Genomic DNA, 15,241 nt, shown 5'->3' with positions numbered 1-15,241 from the left:
ATTCCTCTGGCTAGATGAGAAAATTCCGGCACCTTATCGGTCAAGCTCCTGGGAATTTCTTTGATTTCGCCCACGCACGAAGGTCGGGATAAAGTTAGGCTTAGCCGCGTCGCACAGAGTCAAATCCAACCCGGTACGCTTCGCAGCCTCAATAACATTGGCCATGAACTGAGCATCGCCTGACAACAAAAGCTTCTTACCATATCGAGCGATGGCAACACGGATGGCAGCGTCGTAGGCGCCCTTTTCTGCTTGCAGCACGCTCACGCCGTGCACCGAGTCCCGAACGATCGCGCCCGCGGGGGACTTGTATGTGACGGCTCCCTTCGCGTCCACGCTGTAAGAGGGCAAAGAAAAGGCTGCCTGACTCCGCTCTCCCGAAATCTTCGCGTCTGCCTCGTGTTCATAAGGCGCCATCCGGCGCAACTCGGCCAGGGCGCCGGTTTCACCTTGAGACGCAAGCTTCATGAGGAATGCCCGGTAGTGCGCGTTGCGGCTAGGCACACGGGTTTGATCTCTCGACGAGGCACGTTCGAATGCGACGGCTTGCTGTGCGATGAACTGCTCGGCCCGAGCCCGTGCCATCTCCGCAGCACGCTGACCTGCTGGCAGAGCTTTCGCAGCAGCCTTGCTCTCTTGGTACTTGGCCCGCGTCTGCAGGACGCGCTCCCGCAAAGCCTCTCCCTCCGACGCGCGACGCGCGGAAGATCGCTCCACCTCCCTCCTCCGCCACTCGGTGAACTGGCGCCACAATGTTGCTTCAGGCGCCGGCAGCGCGTCAGAGTTGGTCGCGTGATAGCAGTCGCGCAGCACGCCCTCTGCTTCGGACCAGGGACGATTCAGATGCTTCGTGAAGAAATCGCCCAGGTTGTACTGCTTGTTCTTATGAAAGATCCGCGGTGATCCATCAGCTCCTGAGCCGATGAAGTAATCGGCAGGGTCAACCTTGTAGAGCCGGTGCGCGGCCGCCAGGACCATCGCAGGATTCGTCTCAGCGTTCAATTGCTCTGGGAGCACCGATCGATCGTGAGCTGACTCGGCGATGGTTTCGATCACCGTTTTCGATCGACGCTCGCGCGCGCGTTCAACGCGCGCCGAACTCTTCGCTCCCGCCGTAGCCTCGCGCTCGCGTCGAAGCTTCAGCGTGTCACGGATGGCTTGGGTGCTCTCGGCGTGCACCGCAGCAAGATCGGTCGCTTCAGGACGCTCGTCTGACGGTTGCGAAGATGATCTGGATTCGTCTCTGGGGGCGCCGCCGTCTAGTCGTCTAAGAAGAGCTTCAAGAGCGAACGCGTCGGCCCGATGCCGTAAGCGTTTGGCAGCACTGACAGGATCGAATTTTTGCATTGCACGAGCAATTACCTCTCCGGCGAGCCGTAGCGACTCGCTCACCGAACGAGGTGACCCGGCAGGAACCCTTGACTCAACGTTCACATTTCTCCCGCAGCCTTCATCCACAGGCTGCTCGACGCACTCCATCAGGATCGTTCGGGCCTCCGCCCATGGCCGCTTGAGATGCTTCGTGAAGAAGTCGCCAAGGTTGTATTGCTTGCCGCCGTACACGATGCGAGGCGATCCATCGCGGCCAGAGGCCGTCGTATACGACGAGACGTCGATCCCGTATCGGATCACGGCCACTCGCAGCACCACCAGGGGATCTGCCTGCGCTTTGAGTTCTGCGTCGGCGTAACGTCGAGCAGCCATCGGCGCAGGAGCCCTAGCTCTTTCATACAGCTTCTCGATCACCTGCAGTACTCGATACTCGAAATTTTCCGCTCTCGGCGACGGCATCCCATCGCTTTCAAAGCGATTGATGGCCTGGTCAAGGACCGCACCCGCTGGCTCGTGGCTCTCGAACTCAAACGATTGATCGCGCGCTGCCAGTCGTTGGGCCGTCTCGGCACGGCGCTCTGCCAAGAACGCAGAGCGCTGCACGGGCGTCATCGCCTGGTATGCTTTTTTCAGCCGCGCTGAATTGACGTACCGTGCCTCAAAAGCGCCGCGGGCGCACCACTCGTCAAATACCGCATCGATCTGAACGGGTCTTGCGCTTGCCCTGAGCCTTGCAGCGCTTTCGTCAAATGTGCCTCGATCTAGGCCTTGGATGTTGACTCCTCGATCAGCCCAACTGGGCTTGACGTTCAGGTATTCGCTGCTCTTACCCTTCCGGACGCTGACAACCCCGATTTGACTCGCAGCTTCGATCAGCTCTTCAAAGGTATTGACATATTTATTCTCGACCAGCGAAGCAAGGTAAGTGCGAATTTGCTTCGGACTTTGACCTTCAAAAGAGTTGTTGTGTTTTCCAAGCGGATGCTGAGGGCTGGCAGGGTCGCGCCGCGATGCTTGTGGGCTCTTCAAGCCGAAGCGCCGGTTGATTTTCTCCTGTAGAGCAAACGGAACGGTCATGTTCTGCAGCCATCCGAAAGGATTCAAAAACCGATCACTCTCGAGATTCCTGTACGGGATGACGATGTGAACATGCGGCAGGCGGGTAACGTGTTCCCCAGTCAGCGCATTCAGGTCATGCGTGACTTTGGGAATATGAGCTTCGGAATAGAAGAGGTACTCACTGCTGTCATAGGCGACCATTAAGGCCGCTCGATAGGCCTCCACAACTTCCTGAATGACAGCCGCATTGATCTGGCCTGGGCCACATGTTTCTGCGTTCGTAAACTGCTCAGCGAAACCTATTGTAATGTGCAGGTATTTTGCATCGCCCTCCTGCTTGGTATGGATCGTGTCGATCACTGCATCAAGGAGCTCGATGTTTCCTGTGAGGGGGAGTCGCAAGTCGATGAGATCGCGGTCGAACTCTCTGCCACGCTTTCGGCCCGTCTCTAGATAGTCCTTGACCCCGGCGGCAGCCGAGTTAACGCGAACGAGCATGAGCAACAGCCGTAACGAAGGCTGATTCCAGCGATTTAAGGATCCTTAACGCCTGTTCACAGGTCGCAGAAGAGATTTTCCCTTGCATGCGCTGTAGGTTGAAATGATGTGCCACCTGATTAAGGTTATTGCTACTTTTGCCTGCGTAGAACATCAGCGACTTCAGATCAGGATGTGGTCTGGCCACCGCAACGATCTCCGTCTTGTTTTCCAGAATGGCTTGCTCTAGCCAAGCTCTGGTAGAGATACCCGCCGCGGCCGCTTGTTTGTACAGAAGTGAATGGGCCTCATGGCTTAGACGGAACGAAGCTACCCGAGAGCCAGTGGTGGAACCTGTACCTGTACGCGGCTCCAAAACATCGTAAACGCTCTCCAGCACTAGCGAGCACGTTTCAAGTTCTATTTCTGATCGGTCGCTCGTCGCTTTCGGGTGGTCAGTCATATCGAATCCTCTTCCTCCAATGTACCCGAGGCGTCGCCGATCCACCATGGGTTTCAAAGGCAACGCCTTTGGCACGGTATTTTACTGAGGCGTAGCCGAGTGTAAACATACCAAACGTGCCTCAAAGGCGAACACGAAAGTTGTCCGATTGCAGCTGGACGGTATGCGAAACAATGCGAACTTAAGGCGAAAAACTGGACAACATTGGACAAAGATGGATTAATCTAGACAGAGTGCGAAACGATGCGAAACTCCGCGACTGCATCGGAAAAGTTGACCCAAAGATTGATAACCCATGCGCCTAAGCGCGAGAATGTGCGAATCTCCATGCTTCCGACGAGCTGTATCAAACAGCTCTGAGACACACGTAGACCAGACGCGAAACGACGCGAAGATCAGTATGAGGCGCCATTAGGCATGAGGCGCCGCGGGAACAGTAATGCGGGCAGTGCGCGGGAAGCTCGCACCGCATAGAACTCAATTTCTTAAGGCTCTGAGTTCCTTGAATTACTCTCCAGCAGACCTGCGTGCTAAAGAGATATTCCATTACCTGCTCGCACTGAAAAAGTTCGCACAACAATCAGTTTTCACTACAAATAGTTCTCGTAATGTTGAATTGAAGTTTATTTCCCGAGATCGCACTGCCGCACCATAGCAATTTATGCGCGGTGATTTTCTCGAAATGTCCGCTATTCTTGGAAAGGCATCATGAGCAAACTGACGAACGAAGAACTGTTGAGTCGCCTGGATGAGTGGTTAATCAAAAATCCTCCTGCGCGCGCGGCATCCATGGCCCTTCTAAAACACAAGAGTACTATTTCATCGCTTCACCACGAAGGATATTCAAAAGCAACGATTTTTAGATTTCTCACTGAGGCAGGAGCAGTCAAATGTCATCACGCAACGTTCTATCGCTGGTTTAATCAGCACATTGACATCTAACAATTTCGAGTCAGCCAGAAGATGAAATTTTTTGGAGTGCTTTATTAAATTCCTTTACCTTGACGATTTTCGATCGGCCTCTCTGCCCGAGTTGCAGGCGCCACAATTGGTGTAGCAGCAGACGCCTGGCACTTAATATTGGAATTTCTAGAGCATATAATTAATGCAAAACCGAACGCAAGGCTAAAACTCATGACTGTAAGTATTTTTCGGCATTGCGATCACGATCATGATGGTGCTCGCATTTTCCCCTTAAGCAGCGATCAAGAGCAGAGAGGGTCGCTGAGATCAATTGATTTCAGGATGGCTATCTTCATAAGGGCCGAGGCCTTGTCCGACGTCCGATTTTTCTTATGCTGCTTGAGGCTTATCGGGCATGCAATACTTCTGCCTAGCGCTTTCTTGAATATGACTGCTGGTGTAAAGAATGCGGGCTTATGGCTCCTGCTGGCTATCCTAATGTTCTTTTGCATGCGAAAAATGAAGGTCTGCAACGCGAACGAGGAGCGGCAGACATTTGCTCTGTTTTCGCATGCGAAAACTAGTCCCAACGTAGCTCTCGCCACCTGAGTTCATCAGCGGCATGCGGTGCGGCGGTGTATCGACCGCTCCGCCTTCAGAGCCCGTCGTCGCGGAGCTTCTGCGCCTTCCAGAACATGGGCGCCAAGATGACGATCGACTAACAACGCGTATGTGGAGATCTTGATGGCCGAATTCGATAATGAACCCACCCCAGACGAGCTTGATCTGAGCCCTCCTGTGGGCTATGAGAGCTGGCTGATATATGCAGTTTGCACATTCGATGCGCGATTCGCGGTCATTCACACCATGTTCTATGACACAAGCAAGGCACCCCAGGAGAAGGTCGAAGCCGCCGTTTTAGCGGAGTTCAACGAACTCCGACTGCTGGCCGGCCTGGAACCCATAAAGCCATGGACAAAGTCAAGCTAACCTACGCGTGGAGCGGTTCTGCTGGAGTTTGGCTTGCACGATGGATGAGCCAGATTGAAAGCAGAGGACGAGCTCGCGCGTGCCCGCCTCGTAGCCGGATGCGTCCGGGCATTACACTGCCGGTCGACCATTTTCCTGCGGTAGCTGGCCTGACGTATGCCTTGTTCTTTCGCCACCGTTTTGGCCGAAAGATCAGACGCATTCGCTTGTGTGCGAGGCCTCTCCACTCGCCTCCCCGGCGCAGCCAGTTAGCCTTTTGCTACGTGTGAACAGCGACGTGCTGCCCGTAGCTCTGGGTTGGGTTGAAGCCCGTGCCTGTCAGACTCCCGCGACACCACGCTGCAACGCGAACTCCAACAGCACACGATCCGTGGGCTCTTCCGGCCAGGTATCCTGGGCCAGCCACTTGTAGAAGGTGATTGCAGCGATCCGGCTGTCAGGTCCGTCCCTCCGCCAGGCCTTCGCGATCGGGGGCGCAATGAAGTCCAGCCTGATCTGCTCGAAGCGTGTCTTGGCATCGTTCTTCATGTCATCGAGCATCTCGGCGTAAAGCGCACGCGCCTCGCCCATACGCTCGTTCTCCCAAAGTTCCCGGATTCGCCTCAGTCGCTCCGTTTCGGATGACGCCAGTTCCGGTGGCGCGGCCTTGGTGGCCGGCGGGCCAGCCTCGTCGGCCTTAATGCCCGCGTAGCCCTTCTTGAGGGCGTCCTTGAAGTACGCGGCTGGTGACTTCAAGGCAGGCATCGTTGCGTTTCGCAGTCGCACGTCGACGTGGTCCAGGGTGGCCCGGATCTGGCCCTCGTCGGTGGTCGCGTACAGGTCCTGAGCCTCGTCCTGCTTGATCCCGAGCGCAACGAGCCGTCCAACTAGTTCGAGATCGAAAACGTTGCGGGTCGGATCGCCGAGGGCATCCAAGCGTTGTTGCGTCTTCGGAACGATCCGGAACTGGATTTCTTCGATCTTGCGGCCCCGTTTGTGTTCGACGAGTTCGAGCCCGAAGTCTTCGCAAAGTGCGTCGATCTCCGCGATGGCCTTGTTGATCACGTCGCGTTTCAGGAAGCGGTAGTCCACTTCCTTGATGTCGCTGCGCCCGGTAAGCACCGCCGCCCACCAGACGACGTCTTCACGCATGGACAAGCGGCCCGGTGAAGTCAGGTAGCGGGCTCCGATCTCGTAAAGCACGGCGGCCGAATAGCTCCGCATTTGGCTGCTCATTTCGAGCAGCACGCGAGTGTATTGGTGCGGTTTGACAAGCCGCTCTTTGATTTCCTCCGGATAGCGCCAGGTGACGATGCACGCCCGCCCCCTGCCCTGCTCTTCGATGGTCACTGTGCCCAGGAGCTGTGACGACACCCAGCGTTTCAGCTCGCTGCCGCTGGTCGACCACTCAATCGTTGTGGCCTGCATATCCCTTAGATGTGACTTGAGAAGTTCGGTATTGTTGGAGTTGAAGCGGGCATCGCCGATCAGTTCGCTCAGCGCGAGACGATAGATCGGTTCATCCACACCTTGGCGTTGGGAGTGGTACAGCAGAGCGTTGTAGATGCGGCGCGAGAGCAATGTGAGGCGTCCCCGTTTCGGGCGTATCGCAATGGCTTCGTTGGCTTTGGCCACGGTTTGCTCTTCTGCGGTGAGCGAGCGCCGGCGTGTGGCTTCGGGAGGTTCGTCGTTGGCCATGTCGGTACGGTTCTTCATTCTTTTCACATCATGTCCCCGTATTGTGTTTTGGTCAATTCACAATAAGGCTACGGCAGCCTTGGTTCTATTGGTATCTAACACTTGGGATATTGAAGAGTTGACGGTCGGGAATCCTGAACGCCGACAGGGACTTACCGCCGATCGTGTGAGACTCTTTGGGTTTCTACGTGAGAGCTTTTGGGGTTTGAGGTGAGAGTCTTTGGGGTTCTTTGGCGTTTGATGTGTGATCCGTTGGGCTCCACTGTGTGTGGATTTGGGGTTCTTCCGTCCTGATGTGGCTGCCATGCCGTTTAGCGGCCGTACATCGTGCGTTTCACATCGGTATTCCTGCACTTCAGCGTGCCGGTAGCATCCTGACCGGAGCGTTCCAGACATCCGATAGCGCGGGTCCCCAATTTCCCTCACACTTCGCAGAGTGCCGGATGGGTGCTCTCTTCGTTTCTTGTTCATTCTACGGATTCTCATAGAATGGCCGGAATTCGTTGAATGAGCAACACACCATGTCCGTACCCTCCCCTCTCTCGGGTGGAAACCAGGTTTCCGCCGAGCTCTTGACCGGCGCTAGGCCGACCATCGACATGGCCAAGATCGCGGCCTTGGCCACGCGGGCCGGCTCAATGGTCGAGCAGATACGCGGGATGCTGCTCGCTCCGGAGGCCCGCAAGCTGTCGCCCAACTATTCGACGGCGCACTTGGCCGCGCTGTGCGGTGTCGACAAGGCTCATGTGGCCTATCGGATCACAAAAGACGATCTTCCCTCGGGGCAGCTGACGCCCTCGGGCGGCAAGCGAACTTTCACCCTAGAGGAACTGCGTCGCTGGACCCGCACCTATCGGGCGGACAAGATGCGCCCGGCCGGGCGCAAAGCCATCACGATCGCGGTTGGAAACTTTAAGGGCGGTGTGGCGAAGACGACGACCGCAATGGTCCTGGCACAGGGTCTGAGTCTGCGTGGCCATCGTGTGCTGGCCATCGACACTGATCCCCAAGGATCGCTGACCACCTTGCACGGCCTGCTGCCTGAAGCGGAGGTGACGGAGGACATGACCATTGGCCCTCTGTGCGATGGCTCGGAGGCCGACATCCGCTATGCGATCCGCTCGACCTATTGGAACGGGCTCGACCTCGTCGCCGCTGCACCTTTCCTTTTCTCTGCAGAGTTTGCCCTTCCCGCGCGCCAGATGCAGGAACCAGGCGTCAAGTTCTGGGACGTGCTCAACGAAGGCTTGGAATCTGTGCGCGATCTCTACGATGTGATCATCATCGATACGCCGCCCTCGCTTTCATATGTCACGATCAATGCTCTGTGGGCGGCAAACGGCATCGTCGTGCCTGTGCCCCCGTCTGGCCTTGACTTCGCATCGTCGGCACAGTTCTGGTCCCTGCTGGCCGACTTGGGCGGCAATCTAGACGGGCAGAGCAAGGACCGCGATGGCAAAGCCTTCGACTTTCTCCACGTCTTGCTCAGCCGCGTCGACGCGGCTGATCCGGCCATGCCGGTGGTTCGTCAATGGATCCAGGCAACCTACGGCGAATACACCCTGCCGGTGGAGATCCCGAAGACCAGCGTAACCAGTAACAAGGGTGCGGAATTCTCGACCGTCTATGACGTTCAGAAGTACGAGGGTGCTGCCAAGACCTATAAGCGAGCGATGGACGCCTACGATGCATTCGTGGAACTCGTCGAGCAATCGGTGGTCGGCGCCTGGTCGGCTTCAGGAAAGGCAAGACCATGAAAATCTCGGTGCCACGCCGGACAGGCGGGAAGGGGGTGGAAACCTGGTTTCCACTTGGCGTTGAGTCTTGGGGTGCCGTGGCGGCTGCGTCGGCGGTGGATTGGCATCCCGGGCTGCTGGATGGTTGGCTCTACTGCGAGTTCTTCCACGGCGAAAGCCTGGTCGCTTATGTGGAAACCTGGTTTCCACCCGCACCTGGGCGCAAACCAACTGCCAGCCGGGGGCACCCATCGAAGTTGACGGAGAGCCTACGCCGGCGGCGAGCGCTAGGTGGCTGTTTCCGTCACTCACCTGCAGCAAGGGATGGTGGACTGGGCCCCCTGACGCGTCCAAGGTCATGGAAACCGGGTTTCCACTCGTGCGCAACGCTGTCGGGACGAAAGTTTACCGAAGACAAAATGCCTGAATTGGGTCGATTTCCCCGGCCCGTCGAAAAGGCATTGGAAACCGCGTCTCTAATCCCATGGGAGCGGCTGCAAGCATCTCAGACGCTGCGCCGAACGCTTATCACTCTACGCCCGATTACCTTGCCCGTCATTACTTGGAGCACCGCTCATGTCTAGTACGAGGAAGCGCCTGGAAGCCCTAACTGCCGGCCTAATCCTGCCCCCGGCAGAACCCACGCTCCGCGCCGAACAAGCTGCTGCAGCGCCACTACCCACGCCACCGTCGGCTCCCGAAACCGTGGAAACGAGGTTTCCTCCCGCCCTCACAGGTATGGCTTCTGCCCGCACCGGACCTGGGCAGATGCTGGCCTTCAGGGGGCAGATGCAGCAGGTAGAAGGGGAGCTGACGGCCTTGCGGGAGCGCCTCCGTCAATACGACGGTTCGCAGCCCACCCTCAAAGTGGACCCAAAAAATATACGACCGAGCCGTTGGGCGAATCGCCACGAGGCGTCTTTCAAGACCAGCGAGTTTGCTGGCCTCAAAGCCGATATCGAACACGCTGGCGGAAATATCCAGCCGATTCTCGTGCGTACTCTGAAGGACGAACCTGGCCAGTATGAGCTTGTCTTCGGGCACCGCCGGCACCGGGCGGCGCTTGAGCTTGGCATCCCCGTTCTCGCACTTGTCTGGACGGACGACCTGGAGGACGCCGCGCTGTTCGCCGCTATGGATCGCGAGAATCGGGAGCGCGCGGACCTTTCAAACTATGAGCAGGGTGTGATGTACCAGCGCGCGCTGGAGGCGCATCTGTTTTCCAGTCAGCGGCAACTTGCCGAGAACCTGGGCGTCAGCCACACCTGGGTTCGAAAAGCGCTGACCGTAGCGCAGCTGCCGCCGGCGGTGGTCGAGTGTTTCAGAAGTCCCTTGGACATAACGCACCGCCATGCCGAACAGATCAACGCGGCCATGGAAAAGGATCGACGGGGCTTCCTCAAGCGAGTAGAACGCCTGCGGGGATCCCACCTGTCGGCCGCCCAACTCGTATCCCGCCTCATCGATGCCCAGTCTGAGGAGTCCCAGGGGCGACTGCAGATTCAGCTAGCTGGTAAGCCGATTGGAAGCCTGAAACGAAGCCGCAGCGGCGAGATCTCAATCACTCTGTCAGCACACACCATCGCTACGGTAGACCTTGAGAGTCTTGCTAACGCGCTCAAGGAGTCAATCCTGAAAACACGCGGGCCGAATTGAGCAGAGAAGGGCACGGCGCGCGGCTCTCAATGTGAGCGTTTTTGGAAACCGCAGGCCTCCTCAACTGGGCTAGAGGGCCAGAGGCGAGGCTAGAACAAGGGCTGCCGCACTGTATAGCGCTAGCGACTCTGGGCGGCGATGGCCGCCCGCCGGCTGCAATCGACTGTGCTAGCCCTGCCTATCAACTCTGATCAGGCGCTACCACGAAATTTTCTTCCGAAATCAACAACTTAGGTTTCGAACGCCGGCGCACCACCGGAATTACCCGAGGATAGTCAACTGATGATAATAAGATTTATCATCAACTCGAATCGTGGAAAATCGCTAGTTCGGTGCCAGAATCGCCGTAGGGCAGGGCCCTGAGGTCGACGGTGCGCTCCGCGGCCCACCCGGGACCGGAAACTTGATTTCGTTCTCACCTATGACACCGGAAACAGCCAATTCGCCGCTGGCTCACCTTGAAGACGGAGAACTCGCCCAGCTAGCCGGGGAATGGCGCGCCCGGGCGCTGCGTGGTGATCGCAAGGCCTACGGGCCGGCACACGCCCTCGAAGTCGAACAGAGGCGACGCCGCGGCCCCAGGCCCACCAAGGGGCCAGAGGGCACTCAGGCACCGGCTACAAGGCCATGGTGGAAATTCTGGGAAGCGGACCCGTCCGCCCACAGCAGCCCGCAGTCGCCCGCGTGAAGTCACCCCGCACGCCCAAAACGCCGCCGCGCAAGCTGCACAGCGGACATTTCGCGTTCATGCGCTCGCTCGCCCAAGGCCTAGACGAACGCGACAGCTGGGACCGTTACCTGCGGCTCGAAGGCGAACACACGGACCTGCGGACCGTGCGGCGCACGATCGCCTGGATTCGGGACGAGTTTGCGGCCGCGGCCAAGCGGGAGCAAAAGCCGGGCACGGCGCGCCTGATCCTGCTGGATGCTGATCGGTTTTCGCCAGCGCCGGCGCAGCCCAGCCTGGAGGAGTTTGCTGCGGCGCAAGGCCTGGAGGACTTCTCGGTGGACGAGCAGCTCGAGGCCTACGAAGACGCTTATCCGAGCAAGGGCGGCGCAGGGCAGGGCGGCGGTGCGAAGGCCTCGCGTCGTGGCCGCGTGATCGAGCGCCAACTCGAGGCGCTGCGCTGGCTGCAAGCGCTCGTGGCCCAGGATCCGCGTCCCGGCGACAGTGTGGCGGCCTGGCTCAATCCCTCCTTGGCAGGTCGGCTGGAACGCGCCGGCGTGCCCACGCTTTTCACCCTGGTCGAGCGCATCAACGGCATCGGCGCCCGGTGGTGGGCCCAGGTGCCCGGGGTCGGCGAGCTCAAGGCGCAGCGCATCCTGGAGTGGCTGCAGGCAAACGAAGAGATCCTAGGCATGCGGGTGGGCTCGCACGTGCAGCTGCCCCGGACGCAGCTGCCGGCGACGACGTTGGCGGCGGTCGTGGCGCCAGCCACAGCGATCAGACCGTTTGAGAAATTCCTGCTGCCTGCGGCGCTCGACGGGAGTGCAGGGCGCTTCCGCGCACCGCCTGAGAAATGCCTGCTCATGGCGGGCAACGATCACGAGGCGATCGGGTCGTGGTTGGCTTCGAAGAAGCCAGGGGACAAGCCTGGGGAGTTGTCGTCGACGCAGCGGGCCTATCGCAAGGAGGCGGAGCGTCTGTTGCTGTGGGCAATCCTGGAGCGCAAGAAGGCGTTGTCGTCGTTATCGGTGGAAGACGCGACGGAATACAGAGCTTTCCTGGCCAATCCGCCGGCGAGCTGGTGTGGACCACGGCACCATCAGCGCTGGTCGCCGATGTGGCGGCCGCTTGAAGGGGCACTGCATCCGGTTGCGTTGCGCCAAGCCTTGATCATTCTGAGGAGCTTGTTTGCTTTCTTGATGAGTCAGAGCTACCTCATGGGAAATCCGTTCGCGGCGGTGGCGCTACCGTCTAATCCGCAAAGGCCGCTGGGCTCGAACCGGACACTGACGTTCGCACAGTGGGACCACATCGAGGCACTGCTGCAGGACCGCGGCGACACCGAGGTAGAGCGACGCCTGCGACGTGCCTTGCGGTGGCTCTATGCAACCGGGCTGCGCCTGGCGGAGATCACGCGGGCGAAGTGCGAGGACCTCGAGCGCGTTGAGTACCGCACGGAGGAGGGCGCTGCCGCTGCCGACTGGGCGCTGTCGGTGATCGGCAAAGGAGGGCGCAGCCGGCAGGTGCCGGTACCCAGCGATCTGGTGGATGAACTGGGTGACGAACTCGCTCGCCATGGCCTCGAGCGGCAGGTGGGGGCCGTGAGCAACCAGGGAACGCATGTGCTTGCACGGTTCGACTCGGAGCTGGAGCGTCCCTCCGCCTGGTCGAACTCAGGGCTCTATCAAGCCATCAAGGCCTTCTTAACAGACGCAGCAGAAAATCTTGAACCGGCAGATGCACAACAACTGAGAAAAGCCAGCACGCACTGGCTGCGGCACTCCCATGGGTCGCACGCGTTGCAGGGGAGGGCAGGGCAGCATCCCGTTCCGATCCAGGTCGTCCAAAATAATCTGGGTCATGCATCGGTCGGCACAACCTCGATGTACCTCACCACTGAACGCGACGAGCGCATGAAGGCGATGCGCGGGTTTTGGAAGAAGTAGCGCTCCGAGAAATCTGCGACCTCAGCGTTTTTGCAATCTTCATAACAAGACCGCGCCCGACCTCGTGCGCGTAGGGCTGGGCCGGCGCGGTCCAAGGCCTTCTTGCTGCGGAGATCGACTCGGCAAACCCGATTGCGCCGAACCGCTCATCGACCGCTCGCCTCGACTACTTGGGCCTGGGCGACTGGCACGGACTCAAACGCGCGTTGACGCGCGAACCTGGTACAGCGGAACGCCGGAGGCCGACCGGTTCCGCGGAAACGAGCCCGGCTAAACGTCCAGCCTCGGCTTCTCAGTCTTCATGGTCTTCACTCCTTCGGGTTTGGGGTCGATGTGTCCGCGCCGAAGTAGAACTGAGCCACCGCGCCGCTTGAATCGTGAGCCAGGGGTGGAAGCCGACGCTGTGATGGTCGGCTGTGGATAAGTGTATGCCTTGCCTTGTTCTGTGACCTCCTTTCGCTTCTTGTGATCGAACTCATAAGGCGCGAAGGGCGAAGCCCGTAGCGCCTTGCCACGAGCGGTAGTCGTCAATCGGTGGCGTCTGGTGGATCGGCCTTGGCGCCTGTCTTGCGGGTCTGCTCTCTGGCCTTGATGCGCTTCTTCGCGGTGGCGCTGCTGTGCAGGAACCGATGGCTCTCGTTTCCTGTCTCCACGATGTGACAGTGGTGTGTGAGGCGGTCGAGCAAGGCGGTCGTCATCTTCGCGTCCCCGAACACCGTCGACCATTCGGCGAAGTCCAGGTTGGTCGTGATCACCACGCTGGTGTGCTCGTAAAGCTTGGACAGCAGGTGGAACAGCAGCGCACCGCCGGCCTGGCTGAACGGCAGGTAGCCCAGTTCGTCCAGGATCACCAGATCCATTCGCAGCAAGCTCAGCGCAATACGCCCGGCCTTGCCCTGAGCCTTCTCCTGCTCCAGGGCGTTGACCAGATCGACCGTCGAGTAGAACCGCACGCGCTTGCTGTGGCGCACGATGCCCGACACGCCCAGAGCCGTTGCCAGATGGGTCTTGCCTGTGCCCGGACCACCGACCAAGACCACGTTGTGCGCGGCCTCCGTGAACTCCAGCGTCGCGAGCTGGTGGACCAGCTTCTGGTCGACCACCGACGCATCGAAGTCGAAGCCGGCCAGATCCCGGTGCACGGGGAAGCGCGCCGAGTTCATCTGGTGCTGGACCGAACGCATCGAACGGTCTGTGGTCTCCGCCTGCAGCAGGTGCTCGACCAGCCAGCGAGAGGCATCCAAGCCGGACGCGGCACCTTGCTCCGCCAGATCGCACCAGGCACTGGCCATGCCGTGCAGGCGCAACGCCTTGAGTTCGACTGTCACGTCACGCATGGTCCACCTCCTGTCCACGCAAGCCGTCGTATCGGGCCGTGTTGGCCAGCGGCGGGGTGACGATCTGCAGTGCCGTCTGCGCACTCTGCGGTGCTGCCGGTGCGGTGAGCCGCCCGAGCACATTGACGACGTGCTCCACGCTGACCCGGCCCGATGGCGGACCACTCTCCAGCGCCAACTCGACCGCCACGATCACCGCGTCCAGCCCCGCCGTCGGCACGATGGCCAACACCTGCGCCATCACGCGATCTCCACCGGCCTGGCGCAGCAGGCCGCGGCGCAGTTGCTGCAGTGCCTCGGGCATGTCTGCGAAGGGCGCACCGTTCCTCAATGCACCAGGCTTGCGCTGGATGAGCGGAATGTAGTGCTGCCAGTCGTAGCGGGTGCCGCCAGAGGCGCTCAGGCGCTCGTGGCGCGCCACTGCCGCGTCTTCTGCGACCACCACGACGCTGCCCGGATACAGCCGCGTGCTGACCATCTGCCCGGCCAGCTCGCAGGGCACCGAGTAGCGGTTGCGTGCCACCGACACCAGGCACGTGCTCGACACCCGGGCAGGCTTCTCTACGTAGCCATCGAAGGGCTCAGGCATGGGCATCAGGTGGGGACGCTCGTGCTCGAGCATCTCGGCCACGCTGAACTGGCTGTGCTCGGGGTGGCGCACCTCGTTCCACAGTGCTCGGCATCGCTCCGCCAGCCAGGCATTGAGTTCGACGAAGGAGCCGAAGCGGCGCCGGCCCGCCTCGATCCAGATGCGCCGACGGCTGTCCTGTACGTTCTTCTCCACGCGCCCCTTCTCCCAGCCCGAGGCGACGTTGCAGAAGTCGGGGTCGTACAGGTAGTGCGCGCACATCACGGCGAAGCGGGCATTGACGGTGCGACCCTTACCCTTGTGAACCTTATCGACGGCAGTGCGCATGTTGTCGTAGATCCCGCGGCGCGCCACACCACCCAGCGCTGCAAACGACCTCGTGTGGGCATCGAACAGCATCTCGTGACCT

Annotated in this window: 10 protein-coding genes and 1 pseudogene; 6 read left to right on the top strand and 5 right to left on the bottom strand. The window is 59.7% G+C overall.

Going from position 1 to position 15,241, the window contains the following annotated elements:
- Positions 1-33: 33 nt before the first annotated feature.
- Positions 34-2,889, bottom strand: coding sequence for an LPD7 domain-containing protein (locus A9977_RS00050; protein ID WP_183022813.1), 2,856 nt, complete (start codon positions 2,887-2,889; stop codon positions 34-36).
- Complete coding sequence (gene mobC / locus A9977_RS00045) at positions 2,873-3,331, bottom strand: plasmid mobilization relaxosome protein MobC (RefSeq protein ID WP_183022812.1); 459 nt, start codon at positions 3,329-3,331, stop codon at positions 2,873-2,875. Before mobC ends, A9977_RS00050 begins: the two co-directional genes overlap by 17 nt.
- Positions 3,332-4,039: 708 nt before the next feature.
- Here mobC and A9977_RS00040 point away from each other — a divergent pair.
- Both A9977_RS00040 and A9977_RS00035 read left to right on the top strand, forming a co-directional pair.
- On the top strand, positions 4,040-4,273 hold the full coding sequence (locus A9977_RS00040; protein WP_183022811.1) for a hypothetical protein: 234 nt from the start codon (positions 4,040-4,042) through the stop codon (positions 4,271-4,273).
- Between the two features lie 705 nt (positions 4,274-4,978).
- Positions 4,979-5,224: a hypothetical protein gene (locus A9977_RS00035; RefSeq protein ID WP_183022810.1), complete on the top strand. Its 246-nt coding sequence runs from the start codon at positions 4,979-4,981 to the stop codon at positions 5,222-5,224.
- 318 nt (positions 5,225-5,542) lie between these two features.
- Here the strand turns inward: A9977_RS00035 and A9977_RS00030 are convergent, their stop codons facing one another.
- A complete protein-coding gene (locus A9977_RS00030) occupies positions 5,543-6,919 on the bottom strand; it encodes a replication initiation protein (RefSeq protein WP_259651743.1) in 1,377 nt (458 codons plus the stop codon).
- 503 nt (positions 6,920-7,422) lie between these two features.
- Here A9977_RS00030 and A9977_RS00025 point away from each other — a divergent pair.
- The 4 genes and pseudogenes from A9977_RS00025 to A9977_RS34115 all read left to right on the top strand — a co-directional run.
- A complete protein-coding gene (locus A9977_RS00025; protein ID WP_183022809.1) occupies positions 7,423-8,658 on the top strand; it encodes an AAA family ATPase in 1,236 nt (411 codons plus the stop codon).
- Positions 8,659-9,375: 717 nt separating this feature from the next.
- Positions 9,376-10,293 (top strand): ParB/RepB/Spo0J family partition protein, encoded by a 918-nt coding sequence (locus tag A9977_RS00020; RefSeq protein WP_259651742.1) that lies wholly within the window; start codon positions 9,376-9,378, stop codon positions 10,291-10,293.
- Positions 10,294-10,920: 627 nt separating this feature from the next.
- Positions 10,921-12,906 carry a phage integrase family protein gene (locus A9977_RS00015; RefSeq protein ID WP_183022807.1) on the top strand — a complete coding sequence of 662 codons (1,986 nt, stop codon included), beginning with the start codon at positions 10,921-10,923 and terminating at the stop codon, positions 12,904-12,906.
- A gap of 55 nt (positions 12,907-12,961) precedes the next feature.
- Positions 12,962-13,177, top strand: a pseudogene (locus A9977_RS34115) (DNA repair exonuclease); the annotation flags it as partial.
- A gap of 256 nt (positions 13,178-13,433) precedes the next feature.
- Here A9977_RS34115 and istB read toward each other — a convergent pair.
- Both istB and istA read right to left on the bottom strand, forming a co-directional pair.
- Positions 13,434-14,243: an IS21-like element helper ATPase IstB gene (gene istB, locus A9977_RS00010; protein WP_183022806.1), complete on the bottom strand. Its 810-nt coding sequence runs from the start codon at positions 14,241-14,243 to the stop codon at positions 13,434-13,436.
- Positions 14,236-15,241: IS21-like element ISVapa4 family transposase (gene istA / locus A9977_RS00005; protein WP_183022805.1), on the bottom strand; the 1,006-nt coding region annotated here is incomplete at its 5' end. The genes istB and istA, both read right to left, overlap by 8 nt.

Source organism: Variovorax sp. UMC13 (assembly GCF_014170375.1).
Lineage (GTDB): Bacteria > Pseudomonadota > Gammaproteobacteria > Burkholderiales > Burkholderiaceae_C > Variovorax.
This window is presented reverse-complemented; position numbering and strand designations above follow the sequence as displayed.